This window comes from Stenotrophomonas sp. Iso1, from assembly GCF_027497995.1.
Taxonomy (GTDB): Bacteria; Pseudomonadota; Gammaproteobacteria; order Xanthomonadales; family Xanthomonadaceae; genus Stenotrophomonas.
Genome location: NZ_JAODBT010000003.1, coordinates 243,983 through 260,970 on the forward strand (window position 1 = coordinate 243,983; position 16,988 = coordinate 260,970).

The window sequence follows — 16,988 nt, forward strand, 5'->3', positions numbered from 1 at the left end:
TCACTCCCCTTTTTTGGCGGCCGGAGCCGACGTCAGTACCGGGCGGTTGTTGCGATCCACCGCAGTCACCGGCTGGCCTTCGCGCAGCAGATGACCACCGGCCGCGACGACCCACTCATCCCCCTTCAGACCCTGCAGCACCGGCACTTGCTCGGGGCCATACGTACCCAGCGTCACCGCCCGTGCCTGCAAGGTGCCATTGGCGGGGTTCACCACCCAGACGCTGGCCTGTTGCCCCGACTTGCCCGGCTGTACCGCCGCCAGCGGCACCCGCAGCGCACCGTCCTTGCCGTGGCTGATGAAAACGCGCGCACTCTGGCCCAGCTCTACTTCATTCAGCGCTTCCGCTCCCAGACTCACCCGCGCCGCGTAGGTGCGGGTCTGCGGATCGGCCGCAGCGGCGATTTCACGGATGCTGCCCGGCAAGTACTTGCCCGGTTGGTTCCACAATTCCACCTGGACCGCCTGGCCTACGCTGAAATCGCGGATCGCGCTTTCCGGCAGGGCGATGGCGACTTCGCGTGCGCCATCAGCGGCCAACGTATAGATAGTCTGGCCGGCAGCGACTACCTGCCCGGCTTCGGCCTCCCGACTGGCGATCATGCCGGCCTCCGGCGCGTGCAACTGCGCGTAACCGGCCTGGTTGCGGCTGACATCCAGATTGGCGCGCGCGGCATCTGCCTGGCCCTGCGCTGCTTTCAATGCCGCCGTCTGCGCATCCAATGCCGAACGACTGACCAGTTGCTGCTCAGCCAGTGCCGCATAACGCTTGTGTTCGTCGCGGGCCCGCACCAGATCAGCCTCGGCCGCTGCGTATTGCGCCTGCGCCGCGCGCGCCTGCAACGCGTAATCAGCGACGTCCAGCACAGCCAGCAGCTGGCCCTTGCTCACCCGTTGCCCGGCGTCCACTTCACGGCGCAACAAATTGCCGCCGACGCGGAACGACAGAGCCGCCTCCTCGCGTGCGCGCACTTCACCCGGATATGCCGCCACCGCCATGCCACCACTGCCATCGGGGTGAACCACAAACACGGGGAGCGCCGGTGCCGGCGCGGTTTCGGGTTTGCCACAAGCGGCAAGCAAAGCCAACAAGAGGCCACTGCCAATCCATCGAAGGTTGTTCATGAGTAGGGTCGCGAACGCAAGGGGAAGGAGGCGTCGAGCTGTCGGCGCCATTACTGAACGACGCGGTATAGTATAAATATCGAACCAGCTGGTCTAGTATTGAACGATGTCTTCGAAAACACCCTCCCATGACGCCGTGAAACCGGCGGTACGCAGTTCTGGTCCGGGCCGCCCGAAAGACCTGAGCAAGCGCGCGGCCATCTTGGACGCGGCCAAGGAGATGTTCGTCGAACAGGGTTTCAATGGCGTGAGCATGGACGGTATCGCTGCCAGTGCCGGTGTGTCCAAACTTACCGTCTACAGCCACTTTGGCGACAAGGAAGCTCTCTTTACCGAGGCGATCCAAGCCAAATGCGTGGAGATGATGCCCGACGAGTTGTTCGTCACCGACAGCGAAGGCCCGCTGCGTGACCAGTTGCTGGGCATCGGCCATGCGTTCTTCGCACTGATCAGCAGCGACGCTGCCATTGCCACCCAGCGCATGATGATGACCCCGGACACCGACGACCGCATCCGCCAGATGTTCTGGCAGGCCGGCCCGGCGCGTACCGAGACTGCCCTGTCCGACTTCCTCGGCGCCCGCGTGGCCCGCGGTGAGCTGGTCATTGACGACCCCCATCTGGCTGCGCGCCAGTTCTTCTGCCTGATAAAGGGCGAAGTGCACACGCACATGATGTGCGGGCTGTGTGCCGCGCCGGGACAACTCGATGCGGCCGCTCACATCACCGCCAGCGTCGATTTCTTCCTGCGGGCCTATGAACCCCGCTGAGGCCCGGCCCACCAAACTGAATGGACTGGTGGTCCCGATGACTTCCGGCACTGCGGCCCCCGACACCGCACAGCGATGCTTGCCCGCACCTGCCGCGTACTAACCGCTAAAATGGCCAGCCCACTGCGCTGGAATGATGAGCTTCCCATGACGATCAATTACTCCCACGTCCGCGAAATGATGGTTGAACAGCAGATCCGTCCCTGGGAGGTGCTGGATATCCGCGTGCTGGACGTGCTGGCCCGACTGCCGCGTGAAGCCTTTGTCGCCGAGTCCCACCGTGCGCTGGCTTACACCGATGTCGAGCTGCCGCTGGGGCATGGTCAAAAAATGATGAAGCCGGTCGTTGAAGGCCGCACCCTGCAGGCGCTGGACCTGCAGCCCGGTGATGAAGTGCTGGAAATCGGCACGGGCAGCGGCTACATCAGCGCCTGCCTGGGCCAGTTGGCCCGCGAAGTGCTCAGCCTTGAAATCCATCCGGAGCTTGCCGAGCGCGCGCGCCAGAACCTGGACGCCGCCAAGCTGGGCAGCAACGTCCGCATTGAGGTGGCTGATGCGCTGAACTGGCAGACTCAGCGTCAATTCGACGCCATCTGCATCACCGGTGCGGTAGAAACCGTACCAAGCCAGTTCCTGAAGCTGCTGCGTCCGGGCGGTCGCCTGTTCGTCATCCAGGGCAAGTCCCCGGTGATGGAAGGGTTGCTGGTCAGCGCCGACGGCAGCAGCACGTCGTTGTTTGAAACCGATATCGACTACCTGCAGGGCGCCGCCCCCGCACCGCAATTCCAACTCTAAAAACGTCCAAGGAAGCCGCAATGATCCGCCGATCCCTCACCCTTGCGCTGGCAATCGCACTGGCCCCGCTGACGACTCACGCCGCCGACCTGCTGCAGGTCTACGAAATGGCCCGCAATGGTGACCCGCAGCTGTCCGCAGCCGAGTCCAACCGGCTCTACACCAAAGAAGGCCAGGTGCAGGCGCGTGCAGCGCTGCTCCCGCAGGTCAATGGTGAGGCATCGCTGGATCGCTCCCGCGTAAAGGCTGACGGCGTCAGTGGCAGCACTACCAGCAAGACCCGCAATTACGGCATCAACGGCAGCCAGACCCTGTTCAACTGGGGCCAGTTCGCCACCTTGCGTGCGCAGCGCGACATCAGCCAGGCCGCCGACTTCACGCTGGATTCGGCCAACGATGATCTGGTTGTGCGCACCGCCACCACCTACTTCAACGTGCTGGTGTCGATCGAATCGCTGACCGCTGCCGAGACCAACGAAGCGGCGGCCAAGAAGCAGTTCGACTACGCCGACAAGCGCTTGGAAGTGGGCCTGGCCCCGATCACCGACGTGCACGAAGCCCGCGCCCAGTACGACCAGGCGCGCGCCAACACCATCCTGGCCCGCAACGCGCTGGAAGATGCCTATCAGGCACTGACCGAACTGACCGGCCAGCCGGTGCGCGACGTGCGCGGCCTGCCCACCGATTTCCGCCCGGAACTGCCCGCCAACCGTGGCAACGTTGACCAGCTGGTCACCGACGCGATCTCGCGCAATCCGTCGCTGAAGTCGCAGGAACTGCAGGTCAGCGCCGCTGAATCCAACGTTTCCGCGGCCCGTGGCGCGCACTATCCGACCCTGTCACTGGGCGGTAGCTGGGGCAAGAACGCCAAGTGGGGCGACAGCGTCGGCGGCAGTTCGCTGACACCGGACACCACCAGCAATTCGATCGGCCTGACCTTGAACGTGCCGATCTTCGCGGGCGGCGCCACCCAGTCGCGCGTGCGTCAGGCACTGGCCCAGCGTGATATCCAGCAGGACACCTTCGAGCAGCAGAAGCGCGCCCTGGACCGCAACACCCGCAATGCCTACCAGGCCCTGGTAGCCGGCATCAGCGAAGTGGAAGCGCGTCGTCTGGCGGTGGTCTCGGCACAGAGCGCGTACGACGCGTCGCAGGTGGGCCTGGAAGTCGGTACCCGTACCGTGCTGGACGTGGTGCAGAACCAGCGCACCTTGTTCCAGGCACAACTGGATTACGCTCAGTCGCGCTACAACTTCCTGCTGGCCCGTCTGCAGTTGAGCCAGGCCATCGGCGATCTGGAAATCGCCGAGGTGCAGGACATCAACCGCCTGCTGACCCAGGACGCCAGCGCCAAGCTGCAGTCGTCCAGCGCACAGTAAGCAGTTGCTGCAACAAACGAAAAGAGCGGGCTTCGGCCCGCTCTTTTTTTGTTTCCGGACATAGCACCGGAATGGGCCCGGCAAACCGCAGTAAAAACATAAGTACCGAGCAACGCTCGGCACTGGCCTCCGCCTAAGCCTGCGCGCTGCGCGGCTATGCGTTTACACAGGCGGCGGCAACTTCGGTGCGATCAGCTCCAACGTGCGATGCAATGCGCCACGTCCATTGGCCACCAACGCGCGCCCGGCCTGCACCATGCGCTCGCGCTCAGCCACGTCCTCAAGCAGTTCCGTCACCGCTGCCCCGACAGCGGCTGCGTCGGCACAGATGCGCAATGCGCCGGCCTCATCCATCCGCCGCGAGATCTCTGCGAAGTTGTGCAGATGCGGGCCGGTCACTGTCGCGGTCCCCATGGCTGCCGGTTCCAGAAGATTGTGCCCGCCAATGGCCTGCAGGCTGCCGCCAACGAAGGCAACCTGTGCACAGGCAAAGAACGCCATCAGCTCGCCCAGGGTATCCACGACAAACACCTGGCTGTCGGCATCGGGCCATTGCTGCGCGCGGCGCGTGGCGACCCGCCAACCCCGATCGCGCACCAGCGCCTCCACCCGGCCGAAGCGCTCCGGATGACGCGGCGCCCACAACAGCAATGCATCGGGATGGTGTTTCAGCAGCTGCGCGTGGATATCTACCACCGCCTGCTCCTCGCCTTCGTGGGTGCTGGCGGCGATCCAGACCGGGCGACCCACCGGTACATGCTGACGAAAGGCGTCCAGCATCGCCGTCGGATCCGGCGGGCGAATATCGAATTTCAAGTTACCCAGCGCACGCACCTGCTCCGGCCGGGCACCCAGTTCAATGAAACGCTGGGCGTCGTCCTGCGACTGCGCGGCCACGCAGGTCACTGTGCGCAGCGCCCGCCCGACCAGCGCCTTCAGCAAGCGATAGCCCTTCAGCGAACGCGCCGATAGCCGTGCGTTGAGGATGTAGACCGGGATGTCGCGGTCACGGCAACCAAACAGCATGTTCGGCCACAACTCCGTTTCCAGAATCAGCGCAAGACTGGGCCGGAAGTGACACAGAAACCGGGTAACGCTACCCGGCACGTCATACGGCAGATAGACGTGATCCACCGCATCGCCCCACAGCGTGCGCACACGCTGCGAGCCGGTAGGAGTGATGGTGGTGATGATCCAGCGGATATCCGGTCGCAGCTCACGCAGTGCATTGACCACTGGCGCGGCAGCATTCACCTCGCCCACTGATACCGCATGCAGCCAGACCCGCGGCTGCCCGCCGCTCTCAGGGTAAGACGCATAGCGCTCATCCCAGCGCTTGAAGTACTCGCGCACACGAAAACCGCGCCACACCAAGTGGTAAACGGTGATCGGCAACAACAGATACAGCACGGCCGAATAGAGGCCACGCAGCAGAAGTTCGACGGGATCCTTACGCATCGGCGAAGGATACGGGAGAACGCCGGAAGTGAGTGAAAGCAGGCAGGGTAGTGAGTGAAGCGCGGTGCGTAATGCGTAAAGACAACCGCAACCGCCGAAGCCTGGCCGCAGCTGAGCCCTCCCCCTTTGCGCGCCACAGGAGTACGGGCAACGTAGTTTTGGCCCTTACTCACGCCTCTCAACTTACGCCTGCCTCCCGTCCCCGTGGCTTAGAATCGACACATGTCCGATTCACCCTCTACCGCCACCCGCCCTTCCCTCCTGCAGCCACGGCATTGGCCGACCTTCGCCTTGCTGGGCGTTGCCATGCTGGCCGCACGCCTGCCTTGGACCTTGCAGCGCGCGCTCGGTCGGGGCGTCGGCTGGTTGGCGTTGCATCTGGCGAGCAGCCGGCGTCATGCGACCGAAGTGAATCTCAAACTGTGCTTCCCCGAAAAGGACGAGGCATGGCGTCAGCGTCTATTGCGGGACAGCTTTGATGCGTTGGGCGTGGGGATCTTCGAATTCGCCCGTGCCTGGTGGGGCAGCATCGATGCCATCCGCCCGCAGGTTCAGATCGAAGGGCTGGAACAACTCAAGGCATTGCAGGCCGAAGGCCGTGGCGTGCTGCTGATCTCCGGCCATTTCATGACGCTGGAAATGTGTGGCCGCCTGCTGTGCGACCACGTACCGCTTGCCGGCATGTACCGCAAATACCGCAACCCGGTGATGGAGTGGGCGGTGAAGAGTGGCCGTCTACGCTATGCCAGTGCGATGTATGCCAATGAAGACATCCGCGCGACGGTGCGTCACCTGAAGAAAGGCGGCCTGCTCTGGTATGCGCCGGACCAGGACATGCGCGGCAAGGACTCGGTATTCGTACCGTTCTTCGGCATGCCGGCATCGACCATCACCGCCACCCACCAGTTCGCACGCATGACCGGCTGCGCCGTGGTGCCCTTTTTCCATCGCCGTGTCGGCAGCAGCTACGTGCTGAAGATCGCACCACCGCTTCCGGACTTCCCTTCCGACGATGTTGTGGCCGACACCGCGCAGGTGAATGCCGCCATCGAAGAGATGGTGCGTGAAGCTCCCGCTCAGTATCTGTGGATCCACCGTCGCTTCAAACGCCAACCTGAAGGCCTCAGCGACTTCTACTCACAGCGAAAATGAGCTGAGAGGCAGCAGTCCGCGCTCCTCACGCTTGGCTTGTCCGCCTCTGCTCTTGCGCCAGCAGCGCGCCAGCAAACAGCGCAGCCAACAACACCGTTACTCCACCCCAGAACGTTGAATAAAACGCCAGATGCGTGTTCAACGGAAACACGGTGGCAGCCAGCGCCAATGCTGCCGGACGGGCGCGGTCGCGTGCCTCGGCACACGCATAGCGCCAAGCGCGCATCGCCATCGCGGCACCGGCCAACCACAGCAACAAGCCCAGCAGTCCGGTTTCGGCGAGGATTTCCAGCACAATCTGATGCGCGTGCAAGGCCGGAGTTGCGCCCCACACAGCGGTGCGCTCCGGCATCGGATCGCAGCCGGAATACGCCCGGCGGAAATCACGCACGCCCACGCCGTTGATTGGATGCTCGCGCACCATGCACAACGCTGCGCCCCATATCTGGCTGCGCCCGGACAGGGCTTCGTTGACACCCTTGGCATCGCCGCTGAGCGCCATCGCCGTGCGTGAGAAGCGCTCGCGCACCTGCGACGAGCCCATGCCCAGTGCCGCTAAACCGACCACGCCAGCCAACAGCACCAGCGTCATCCACTTCGCCCCCAGCAGTCGCCAGCCCGAGAACAACACGATCAACGCATAGGTGATCCACGACGCGCGCGAGCCAGCAAGCACCAGGACCACGCCAACCAGCACTGCCGCCAACAGCCAGCCCCATCGCCCCCAACGGGCGCCCGCGAAGAACAGCAGGAACGGCGACATCGTCGCCAGCACCTGGCCGAACTTGAGGTTGCATGGCCCGAACACGCCAGATAGCCGATCTGCTGCCGCAATCTCTTCCGCGCTGCAGAGGCCATGTCCATTGACCAGCCATTTGAGCTGGTCCATCGACCAGAACAACGGGCTGCTACCGAGCAGCACCTGTGCCAATGCATCCAGCGTCCATACGCCGGTGATCACGGCCAATCCAGTGAAAGTGGTGCGCCGCCGCTGCGGGGTCGCTACGGCAATGGCCACCAGCCACATGAAAGGCAGGTAGCGCAGCGCGGCTGCTACCTTTGTCCAACTTTTGCCAGGGTCGGCCGCATCCACGGCCGACACCGCCTGCGGTAGCCAGTAGGCCATGAACAGCACGCCGGTCAACGCCCACGCCGGGATGCTCAGCAATGGCCGGATGCCCCCTTTGACATGCAACTGCAGCAGACGCACCACGGTGAATAGTGCGCCCGACGTCAACACCGCCTCGGCAATGCCCGGCGCCGGCCATAGCGCGACAAAGGCGATTACCCACGCTGCCGCCCAACGCCCCGGAAGACGTTGCACCGCCATGCTTTCCGTCAGCTCAACCGATGAGTTCGCCATAGACATCCAGTGTGGCGCGTTGCATTGCCTGCAAAGTGAAGGGAATGCGTGCCGGCAATGCTGGCGGATGCCGCAGCAGCGTCAATGCCGTTTGGGCCAGAGCGACCTCATCCCCTACCGCCACTGCCCCGGTAGGTTGCAACTGCGTCAGCAACTCGCCGACACCGCCGTGGTTCCAGCCCAGCACGGGGCGCCCCACGGAAAGGGCTTCGACCACTGTGCGACCGAACGCCTCTGGCTTATCTGAAACCTGCAGCACCAGATCGCTGGCGGCGTAGGCCTGGGCGATTCGACTGGTCGGCTCGGTCAATGCCACGTGGTCGCCGACGCCGAGGCGCTGCGCCAATTGTTCCAGTTCGCGTATGTAGGCTTCACGCCCCGGCTCACGGGCACCCGGCATCCACAGCACTGCGTTGCTCTCACCGTGTTGATGCAATGAAGCCAGCAGCTGAATGGCGTGTGCGTGCCCCTTCAGGCGCGTGCCGCGCCCGGGCAGCAGCAGCAAAGGGCCATCGCCGGCCAGTTGCCGGTGGTGCTTGGCCACTTCCAGACGCGGGCGACGATCAGTGCGCGCCACACGCGGAAACTGGGCCACATCGACGCCGCGCGGTATCACCCGCAGTTTGTCTGGATCGGTCGCCGGGTAGTTGGCGAGCAGATAACCACGCACGGTCTGCGATACGCAGATCACCCGCTCGCCACTGACCATGATGCCGCTGTAACGGCCCGGTGAATTCAGGCCATGCATGGTTGTCAGCCAACGCGGCCGGCTGGCCGCAGGCATACCCCTGAGCGCATACCAACCCAGCCAGGCGGGCAAACGCGAGCGCGCATGCACGATGTCCGCGTCGATTTCGGTAAATAAGCGCCGCAGCGACGCCACATGCCGCAACGTCAGTAGCGATTTGCGGCCAATATCAAGCGTGAGGTGCTCTGCGCCACTGTCCAGCAATGGCTGTACCAAACGCCCGCCTGCGGAGACCACGATGGCGCGATGGCCTGCAGCCACCAGCGCACGGGCAACCTCCAAGGTTGAGCGTTCGACACCGCCGGAGTGCAGCGCCGGCAGCAACTGCACCACAGTCAGACGGCGCATCGATCCGTGTCAGTCAACCAGCACGAACACGGAGCCGCAATATGGGCACGCAGCCTCGCCATTGGGCTCGTTCTCGATAGGCAGATAAACGCGCGGGTGCGAGTTCCACAGCGCCATTTCCGGCGTCGGGCAGCTCAACGGCAGGTCGGCGCGGTGGACGTTGTAGCGCTTCTCGGCGTTGGCCGGTGCGGTGGCGGTATGGCTCATGGCGTCATTCACGGAAAAACCAGGACGCGCAATTCTAGCAGTGGCGAGCGGGTGCGGACCGTTTGGCGGACCTGGCGCCGGGCACTCAAGCCGACGCCCGCCGTCACAGTTGCCTGTTTCACGCCGGCAGCGGTGCCCCCACCGGTTCAGCCTCGGCCGCCGCATCGATGGATTCGGCCTGAGGGCGCAGTTCTTCCACGATCCGGCCCTGTTCCATCACCAGCACCCGGTCAGCGCTGGCAATGGTCTCCGGGCGATGGGCGATGATCACCCGGGTCAGCCGCAGGCTACGCACGGCATCGTTGACCAGCCGCTCGCTCATCACGTCCAGATGGCTGGTTGCCTCATCCAGGAACAACAGCTTTGGCTGCCGGTACAAAGCGCGCGCCAGGATGACCCGCTGCTTCTGCCCGCCCGAAAGCGAACTGCCCATGTCACCGATCAAACCGTGGTAGCCCATCGGCATCGCCATGATGTCCTCGTGCACCGCCGACAAGCGCGCGGCAACCTCAACCCGGGCCAGGTCGAAGTCCGGATCGAAGAAGCCGATGTTGTCGGCAATGCTGCCGGCGAACAGCTGGTCGTCCTGCATCACCGCACCAACGATGGCCCGCACATTACGCGCACCCAATCGGTGCAGCTCATGGCCGCCGATGCGAATACTGCCGGTGGTCGGCCGCAACAGGCCCAGCAGCAGTTTGACCAGCGTGGTCTTGCCGCAACCCGAAGCACCGACAACCGCCACCGATTCACCGGGTGTGATGCTGAAACTGCAATCCTTCAGCACCCACGGCTCACCATCCGCGTAACGGAAGCAAAGGTTCTCAACCTCAATACGAGCATCCTCCGGTGGCAGGCCTTCGATACTGCCAGCCGCATCCTCCGGCGCCGTCAGCACGATGTCGGCAAGTCGCTCGCCATGCAGCCGAAGCATGCGGAACTCCAGCCATTTGTCGATCAATGCGCTCATGCGCCCGGCGAACTGATCCTTGTAGGCTAGGTAGGCAATCAACATGCCCACCGAAAACACGTTGTCCAATGCCAACAACGCGCCGATCCAGATCACCGCAACGCGCTCCATGCCGAACAGCAATTGACTTGCCCCATTGAAACCCAGGCCCAAATGCGCCAACCGCACGTCGCGATTGACCGTGTCCACCATCAAGTTGTCATAGGTACTGCGGCGGCGTGATTCCTCACCCGCTACTTTCAGGCTCTGCATGCCGCGCAGCGATTCCAGCAGATGCGTCTGTTGCTTCGCCGCCGTCACCAACTGCTGCTCGGTGCCATCACGCAAGGGGCGCCACGCCAACGCACGGATGCCGGTGTACAGCAGCACGGCCAGCACTGTCACCAATGCCAGTTTCCAGCTGTAGACCAGCATCAACGTCAGCGTCACCACCGCCATCAAGCCGTCGATCAACGCTTCGACAAAGCTGGTGGTCAAGGTCCGTTGGATGGCCTGCACCGACGATAGACGCGAAGTGATGTCGCCGAGGTTGCGCTTTTCGAAGAAGTCCAGCGGCAACCTGAGCAGGTGCGCGAACACGTTGCCCGTCCACTGCAAACCCAACCGCGAAGACAGATGCACCACGGCAATGCCACGCAGCACACCGATGCCGACCTGGAGCAACAGCGCCAAGCCAAACCCCAGCCCGAGCACGGTCAGCAGATCGCGGTCAGCTGATACCAGCACCTGATCGACCACCCACTGCATCAGGAACGGCGCCAGCACCACAAACACCTGCAACGCCAGCGACAACGCGACAATCTGCCCAAGCGCCTGCCATAAGCCGCGAACCGGCCCAGTCAGCTGCCGAACGGTCACCGAGGGGCTGGTCTTGCGCGGCGTGAAATCCGCCGTTGGCGACAGCTCCAGCGCCACGCCAGTGAAGTGATCGGACACCTCGGTCAGCGACAGCTTCCGCTCACCAACGGCCGGATCCAGCACCACCGCCTTCGACTTGCTGACTTTCTTCAACACAACAAAGTGGTTTAGATCCCAATGCAGAACGCACGGCAGTTTCAGTTTCCCCAGATCCTCCATGTCCAGCCGCAACGGCCGCGTTGAGAACCCAAGCTCCTGCGCGATGCCAATCAAATGACTGAGCTTTGCGCCCTTCAGTGACAGCGAAAAGCGCCGCCGCAGCTCTGGCAAACCAATGTGCAGCCCATGTGCGTCGGCCACCATCGCCAGTGAAGCCAGGCCGCATTCGGCCGCCTCGGATTGAATAATCGTCTTCATGACAAGAGGCGACCAAAGGCCGCCCCTGTTTCTCCCTTACTTGAAGTCACCGGCCACGAACACGCTCAGCTGTTCGGGCTTGAGGTGCTTGCGGATGGCCGCGTTGACCTGCTCCACCGTCAGCGCGCGATAAGCGGCATCCCGCGCGCTTTCGAACTGCATGTTGCGACCGTAGTACAACTGGTTCCCGAGCAGCCCCGCCACCGCACTGTCATTGGCCCGTGACTGCTCACGTGCGACCAGCCGCGCTGAAACCGTATCGCGCAGCTCCTGCTCGGTAACACCATCGGCCAGCAGACGCGTCAGTTCTTCACGCACTGCGGTTTCGACTTTGCCCGCATTCTCTGGTGCTGCAATCGCCTGGATGCTCAGGCTGCCGCTGTCATCACGGCCGGTACGGCTTTCATCGGCTTGCAGGCCAGCGCCAACGCTGTAGCTCAAACCATCCTTCTGTCGAATCCTGCTCGCCAGACGCGCTTTGAGCGGATCACCGCCCAGTATCCCTACTGCAATACTCAGTGCCGGGAAATCAGCATCGGCCACATTGAGCGACAGATTCTGTCGTGCCAGCACCACCGCGTTGGGCTTGTCAGGCGTCGCGAAGCTTTCCCGATGTGCCGCACGTTCGCGGTACTGGGTGGCGATCGGTGCGTAAGCGGCCGGTGATTTCCAATCCACGAACAAGGTCTGCAACTGCGTCTTGAGTGCAACCGGGTCGAAGTCACCGACAACCACGATCTCGCCATCTGCGGTCCCGTAGAAATCACGATGGAAGGTGCGAAGATCCTCGATGCTCAGCGCCTGCATCTTCGCCAGCGATTCGTCGAACGAATCCACATGCAACGGATGCCCCTTCGGCCAGGGATCGAAGTATTGCGCCATGGCCATCGACGCTAACGCGTTCGGCTCCTTGCGTTGAAAGTCCACACCGGTCGCCGCCTGCAGGCGCAGCTGTTCAAACTGGTCCTGCGGGAAGGCGGGATTGCGCAGGACATCGGTCGCCAATGCCAAGGCGTCAGCCAGCGTATCGCGCTTGCCATCCAGCCGAATCACCGCGCTTTGCGGGCCCCCACTGACCATCGCCTGGGTGCCCAGCGCATCGAGGCGGGCTGCGATCTGCGCGCGACTCATTGTCGTGCTGCCCATCATCAGCATCGGCCCGACCGATGCAGCCGCTGTACTCCGGCCCGTAATTGCCCTCTCGTCACCGAAACGGAAGGTCGCCGACAGCAGTACCGTCTGCCCGCGGTTCTTCTTCGGCAGCAGCGACACCTTCAATCCGTCGCCCAGAGTGAACGTCTCGGTACGAGCAGCGATGTTTTCCAGCGTGGCCTCGAACGCTTCGCCCGAATCAGCCACTGCTCTGCCGACATAGGTATCCACCAGACTCGCGACAGGTGGTGCAGCTGGGATCACCGCGCGATCCGGCGCGGCTGTTGGAACGAAGCGCCCCAAGGTGCGATTGCTCGATTTCAGGTACGCCGCAGCGACGCGATTGACGTCGGCAGCACTCACCTCGGCGATGGCATCGCGCTGCACGAACAGCAAGCGCCAATCGCCAGCAGACTGGTACTCGGACAACGCCATCGCCACCGCGTTGACGTCGCTGGTCAGCTTTTCCAGGCCGTTGCCGATACGCTGCTTGGATGCCGCCACTTCCTCTTCGGTGACGGGCCGCGCAGCAATGGATTCAGCCTGTTTCAGGAGCTCGGCTTCGGCCTTGCCCGCATCGCCGTCCTTGGGCAAGACGCCGAGCACGGTGAACAAGCCCGGGTCGCGGTAGCTTTCTTTGGCGGCCATCGAGAATGCAGCCAACTTGGGCTCCATCAGTGCCTTGTACAAGCGGCCGTTCGGGTTGTCGCCCAATACGTCGGCAAGCACCGCCAACGCGGCACTGTCGGCCTGCGCCAATGCAGGCACGTGATAACTGGCCGCAACCATTGCCAGGTCGCTGTCTCGGCGTACCGTCACCTCGCGCTCACCATCTTGCGTTGGTTCCACCGTGTGCAGGGCCGGCAGCATGCGCTGAGGCTTCTTCAACGGGCCAAAGTGGGTGGCGATGCGTTGCAGCGCGGCTGCGCTGTCGATACGACCGGCCACGATCAACACCGCGTTGTCGGGCTGGTACCAGGTGCGGTAGAACGCCTGCAGATTGCTGATCGGCACGTTCTCGACATCGGAGCGTGCGCCGATCGGCATGTTGGCGTAGTTGTGCCAATCAAATGCCACCGAACGCATGCGCTTCATCAATACGCTGCCGGGATTATTGTCGTTGGCTTCCATTTCGTTGCGGACGACGGTCATTTCGCTGTCCAGGTCCGTCTTGGCGATTCTGGAATTGACCATGCGGTCCGCTTCCAGCGCCAGCAGCCAATCCAGGGTTTCGTCGTTGGCCGGAAAAGAGCCAAAGTAATTGGTGCGATCCAGCGACGTGGTCGCATTCTTGCTTACACCGCGCTTCTGCATCTCGCCCGGGATATCCGGGTGCTTCGGCGTACCTTTGAACAACAAGTGCTCCAGCAGATGCGCCATGCCGGTCTCACCGTAATTCTCGTGCAGCGAGCCCACGCCGTAGACGAGGTTGACTGTCACCGTTGGCTTGCTTGCGTCCGGGAACAACAACACCCGCATTCCATTCTGCAACCGGTACTCGCAGATACCCTCCACGCACGGCCCCGCCACCATCGTGCCCGGTAGTACAACGTGCTCCTGCTTGGCATGCGCTGCCGAAGCAACCGCAAACGAGAGAGCTATTGCCAACGCACCAATCGACATTTTGAGCATCCGTATTCCTTCTTCCTTGTTGTTGGACCAATGAATCCGCCGCATTGAAGCAGGTGTCAGCGAGATGGCACTTCATCCGAGACCGAGCCGATGCACAACTACCGGCCGCTACTTTCACATCACTGCAGCAACACGAGGCCTTCGGAACAAGCTCGTCCGCATTACCGGCCGAGAAAACTCCCGCCGAGCGCGTGAATGCCACCTTCCCCAAAGCGTTCCTGTTTGAAATCCCCGGCCATCATAAATTTTCATGGAACGTACAAGCGGCACGTGACCGCCATTTCTGAGCTACGCAAGATGCTATCGACGATGATTCATCGCGTGTTTTTCAGCCTTCCCTTCAGCGAATACAGCGGTTCGAATATCCACTCGATCAACTGCCGCTGCTCCCCCATGACATCAGCTTCCAGCACCATTCCGGGCTTAAGGGGCTCTGGCTTGCCATAGGCCGTCACCGTTTGCCGCGCCAGCACTACCGTGATGCGGTACAAGGCTTCCCCCTCCTGCCGCCCCTTTCCCACCAGTTCGGCTGCACTCAAGGCGCTGCGACTGATCTGCGAAACCCGCCCTTCCTGATGGCCGAATTTCTGATACGGAAATGCCTGGTAACGCAGCTTCACTCTGTCTCCCGGTTCGATGAAACCGATGGCGCTACTGGGCACGAGCAGCTCCGCCTCCAATCGACCGTCGCCCGGCAACAGACTCAGCAATCCCTGCCCCTGCTGTACCGCCTGTCCGGGCTTGACCGCCTGTGACGTCACCACACCCGTGACCGGCGCCTTGACCAACAATGCGCCATCCGCCCGAGCCTGCACCTGCTCCTGTTCCAGTTGCGCCAGCTCCTGCCGGTAACCCGCTTCACCCGCCTGATGCTGGCTTGGCAGCTCGCTTCGCGCCTGCTTCAGCTGCGCAACAAGTCGACGCGTTGCGGTCGCCTGCCGCAGCAGCGCCTGTATCTGGCCGGTGTAGTCCAGCGCTGCCGCTTCCTGCTGTTTGATCTGCAGCACGCTGACGTATTGACCATGCTCCAGCCGGCGAAGGCGCTGCAGGGTCTCGCCGGCGATTCGGCTCTGCTGCTGCCGTGTCTCGACTTCTGATTCGATCAGCAGCAATTCGCTGCGCGCCGTTGCCAATTGCCCTGCGAGTCCATCCGACTGCGCCTGCAACCGACCCTGCACGGCTTCCCGCGACGCAAACAGCGCGTCCTGTCGCTGCTGCAGACGGCGCTCGATTGCCCCACTCATGCTGTCTTCCCGCAGCGTCGCGCGCGGCATGCTCACCAACGCCAGATCGCTTCCGGCCGTCACCTGCTCACCCTCTTGCACGTCCAGCCAAGTCAGCAACCCGGTGGCGGGCGCCAGCACTGTAATCAATCCCTGTACGGGCACCAGTTGCCCACCGACCGTGGAACGGCGCGTATAACTCGTCAAGGTAATGAACAACACGGCGCTGCTGGCTGCAGCAACGGCCGCAAGGGTAAGCAGCTTCCAGCCCATCGGTTGCACCAGCGAAACGGGCCCCAACCACCGACTGCGCTTCGCTTGCAGCGGCTCTTCTCGAAACAACGATTGCGGCACCCCTGCCCCCAAAACTCAGCGTATGCCGCGGAATGTGGCCGATGCCTCGCGTTGGCTCAATGCCCACGACATGCCACTTCTGCTGGCACGCGGCCACTCGATCAAGCGAGAACGGTTCTCATGCGTCTGCGCCAGCATTCCTGACCAAAAAGGTCAGTTTCGGTGACACAAATCGCGCTTTACATGACACAATCTCCCTAGCTCTCACTTCCTCGCATTTCGAGAGAGCTCAGTTCATTCACTCATCGCAACAACTCAGGGAGGAGACACGATGCCCAATCATCTCGCCAACCGTATTCGCCGGGCCCGTCGCAAGAAGGGAATGACACAAGCCGAACTGGCCAGCCAGCTCAAGGTGAGCCGCAGCGCCGTTGGCAACTGGGAAAGCCCCACCGGGATCATGCCCTGCACCACCCGCATGATCACGATCGCGATGGTCACCGACGTTTCGTTTGAATGGCTGGCCACTGGCCGCAACGGCCTGGAAGTCATTCCAGCCCCGCCGCAGAGCAACGTGGAGATGGTGGACGACCCGCATGAACGCCGCCTGCTGATGGCCTACCGCACCTGCCGTGCGGCGACCCGCAAACTGGTGCTGCAGATCGTGGAAGGCCAGCGACTGGCGCAGGTCTAAGCACGCAGGTTTGGCTTCGTCGGAACGGGCAGTCCTCTTCCCGGATTGTTGCGAACGCTGAAGCTGATCTAGCGGAAGCAGGTCATGGTGGTGGAGCGAAACAGCGCTTCGCTCCACCACAACGGCGGCCATGTAGTGCCGAGCCACGCTCGGCAAAGACTCTACCGGTCAAGCCAAAGCGCAGCATGCGTTGCGCGCTCGATGGTTGCTGGTTAGTGGAAGACCGCCTGCGCTGCTTGCCATCACGAAACATGGGGACCGTTGAATGAAATTCGGTTCACTCAAGATCGCTGCAATCGTTGTGGAAGACATCCAGCATGTCACTACCCTCCTCTCAGGGATGCTGGACTGAGCGTCCGAGGCGGCCTTCCTGCCCCGACAGCCCGGCAACGCGGACAACAATG

13 protein-coding genes are annotated in these 16,988 nt (G+C 62.8%); 5 read left to right on the plus strand and 8 right to left on the minus strand.

Translation table 11 applies throughout. From position 1 onward, the window contains the following. Positions 1 to 1,125 (minus strand): efflux RND transporter periplasmic adaptor subunit, encoded by a 1,125-nt coding sequence (locus PAN08_RS13990; protein ID WP_269792119.1) that lies wholly within the window; start codon positions 1,123 to 1,125, stop codon positions 1 to 3. Between the two features lie 106 nt (positions 1,126 to 1,231). On the opposite strand from PAN08_RS13990, the gene PAN08_RS13995 reads away from it, so the two are divergent. From PAN08_RS13995 to PAN08_RS14005, 3 genes are all read left to right on the plus strand, one after another. Next, positions 1,232 to 1,894 carry a TetR/AcrR family transcriptional regulator gene (locus PAN08_RS13995; protein WP_269792120.1) on the plus strand — a complete coding sequence of 221 codons (663 nt, stop codon included), beginning with the start codon at positions 1,232 to 1,234 and terminating at the stop codon, positions 1,892 to 1,894. Positions 1,895 to 2,041: 147 nt separating this feature from the next. Then, positions 2,042 to 2,689, plus strand: coding sequence for a protein-L-isoaspartate O-methyltransferase (locus PAN08_RS14000; RefSeq protein ID WP_269792121.1), 648 nt, complete (start codon positions 2,042 to 2,044; stop codon positions 2,687 to 2,689). A gap of 20 nt (positions 2,690 to 2,709) precedes the next feature. Further along, positions 2,710 to 4,068, plus strand: coding sequence for a TolC family outer membrane protein (locus PAN08_RS14005; RefSeq protein WP_269792122.1), 1,359 nt, complete (start codon positions 2,710 to 2,712; stop codon positions 4,066 to 4,068). A gap of 162 nt (positions 4,069 to 4,230) precedes the next feature. Here PAN08_RS14005 and waaA read toward each other — a convergent pair whose 3' ends face one another. Next, positions 4,231 to 5,526 carry a lipid IV(A) 3-deoxy-D-manno-octulosonic acid transferase gene (gene waaA / locus PAN08_RS14010; RefSeq protein ID WP_269792123.1) on the minus strand — a complete coding sequence of 432 codons (1,296 nt, stop codon included), beginning with the start codon at positions 5,524 to 5,526 and terminating at the stop codon, positions 4,231 to 4,233. A gap of 222 nt (positions 5,527 to 5,748) precedes the next feature. Between waaA and PAN08_RS14015 the strand changes: the two genes are divergently transcribed. After that, the gene (locus PAN08_RS14015; protein ID WP_269792124.1) at positions 5,749 to 6,678 is read left to right on the plus strand and encodes an LpxL/LpxP family Kdo(2)-lipid IV(A) lauroyl/palmitoleoyl acyltransferase; all 930 of its coding nucleotides are present in this window, start codon (positions 5,749 to 5,751) and stop codon (positions 6,676 to 6,678) included. A 25-nt stretch (positions 6,679 to 6,703) separates the two neighbouring features. Here the strand turns inward: PAN08_RS14015 and PAN08_RS14020 are convergent, their stop codons facing one another. The 6 genes from PAN08_RS14020 to PAN08_RS14045 all read right to left on the minus strand — a co-directional run bounded on the left by PAN08_RS14020 (position 6,704) and on the right by PAN08_RS14045 (position 15,869). Next, positions 6,704 to 8,041 (minus strand): O-antigen ligase family protein, encoded by a 1,338-nt coding sequence (locus PAN08_RS14020; protein WP_269792125.1) that lies wholly within the window; start codon positions 8,039 to 8,041, stop codon positions 6,704 to 6,706. Next, the gene (locus tag PAN08_RS14025) at positions 8,022 to 9,137 is read right to left on the minus strand and encodes a glycosyltransferase (RefSeq protein ID WP_269792126.1); all 1,116 of its coding nucleotides are present in this window, start codon (positions 9,135 to 9,137) and stop codon (positions 8,022 to 8,024) included. The genes PAN08_RS14020 and PAN08_RS14025 overlap by 20 nt, the downstream gene beginning before the upstream one ends. Positions 9,138 to 9,146: 9 nt before the next feature. Then, positions 9,147 to 9,344 (minus strand): zinc-finger domain-containing protein, encoded by a 198-nt coding sequence (locus tag PAN08_RS14030; protein WP_269792127.1) that lies wholly within the window; start codon positions 9,342 to 9,344, stop codon positions 9,147 to 9,149. A gap of 118 nt (positions 9,345 to 9,462) precedes the next feature. Then, positions 9,463 to 11,589, minus strand: coding sequence for a peptidase domain-containing ABC transporter (locus PAN08_RS14035; protein ID WP_269792128.1), 2,127 nt, complete (start codon positions 11,587 to 11,589; stop codon positions 9,463 to 9,465). Between the two features lie 36 nt (positions 11,590 to 11,625). Beyond that, positions 11,626 to 14,373, minus strand: coding sequence for a pitrilysin family protein (locus tag PAN08_RS14040; protein ID WP_269792129.1), 2,748 nt, complete (start codon positions 14,371 to 14,373; stop codon positions 11,626 to 11,628). Positions 14,374 to 14,687: 314 nt separating this feature from the next. Then, positions 14,688 to 15,869 (minus strand): HlyD family efflux transporter periplasmic adaptor subunit, encoded by a 1,182-nt coding sequence (locus tag PAN08_RS14045; RefSeq protein ID WP_269792130.1) that lies wholly within the window; start codon positions 15,867 to 15,869, stop codon positions 14,688 to 14,690. 352 nt (positions 15,870 to 16,221) lie between these two features. On the opposite strand from PAN08_RS14045, the gene PAN08_RS14050 reads away from it, so the two are divergent. Beyond that, positions 16,222 to 16,584 carry a helix-turn-helix domain-containing protein gene (locus PAN08_RS14050; protein WP_269792131.1) on the plus strand — a complete coding sequence of 121 codons (363 nt, stop codon included), beginning with the start codon at positions 16,222 to 16,224 and terminating at the stop codon, positions 16,582 to 16,584. The last annotated feature ends 404 nt before the right edge of the window (positions 16,585 to 16,988 follow it).

Coding starts and splice junctions, on each gene's coding strand:
- PAN08_RS13990 (WP_269792119.1), bottom strand. CDS start 1,125: ATGAACAACCTTCGATGGATTGGCAGTGGCCTCTTGTTGGCTTTGCTT.
- PAN08_RS13995 (WP_269792120.1), top strand. CDS start 1,232: ATGTCTTCGAAAACACCCTCCCATGACGCCGTGAAACCGGCGGTACGC.
- PAN08_RS14000 (WP_269792121.1), top strand. CDS start 2,042: ATGACGATCAATTACTCCCACGTCCGCGAAATGATGGTTGAACAGCAG.
- PAN08_RS14005 (WP_269792122.1), top strand. CDS start 2,710: ATGATCCGCCGATCCCTCACCCTTGCGCTGGCAATCGCACTGGCCCCG.
- waaA (WP_269792123.1), bottom strand. CDS start 5,526: ATGCGTAAGGATCCCGTCGAACTTCTGCTGCGTGGCCTCTATTCGGCC.
- PAN08_RS14015 (WP_269792124.1), top strand. CDS start 5,749: ATGTCCGATTCACCCTCTACCGCCACCCGCCCTTCCCTCCTGCAGCCA.
- PAN08_RS14020 (WP_269792125.1), bottom strand. CDS start 8,041: ATGGCGAACTCATCGGTTGAGCTGACGGAAAGCATGGCGGTGCAACGT.
- PAN08_RS14025 (WP_269792126.1), bottom strand. CDS start 9,137: ATGCGCCGTCTGACTGTGGTGCAGTTGCTGCCGGCGCTGCACTCCGGC.
- PAN08_RS14030 (WP_269792127.1), bottom strand. CDS start 9,344: ATGAGCCATACCGCCACCGCACCGGCCAACGCCGAGAAGCGCTACAAC.
- PAN08_RS14035 (WP_269792128.1), bottom strand. CDS start 11,589: ATGAAGACGATTATTCAATCCGAGGCGGCCGAATGCGGCCTGGCTTCA.
- PAN08_RS14040 (WP_269792129.1), bottom strand. CDS start 14,373: ATGCTCAAAATGTCGATTGGTGCGTTGGCAATAGCTCTCTCGTTTGCG.
- PAN08_RS14045 (WP_269792130.1), bottom strand. CDS start 15,869: ATGGGCTGGAAGCTGCTTACCCTTGCGGCCGTTGCTGCAGCCAGCAGC.
- PAN08_RS14050 (WP_269792131.1), top strand. CDS start 16,222: ATGCCCAATCATCTCGCCAACCGTATTCGCCGGGCCCGTCGCAAGAAG.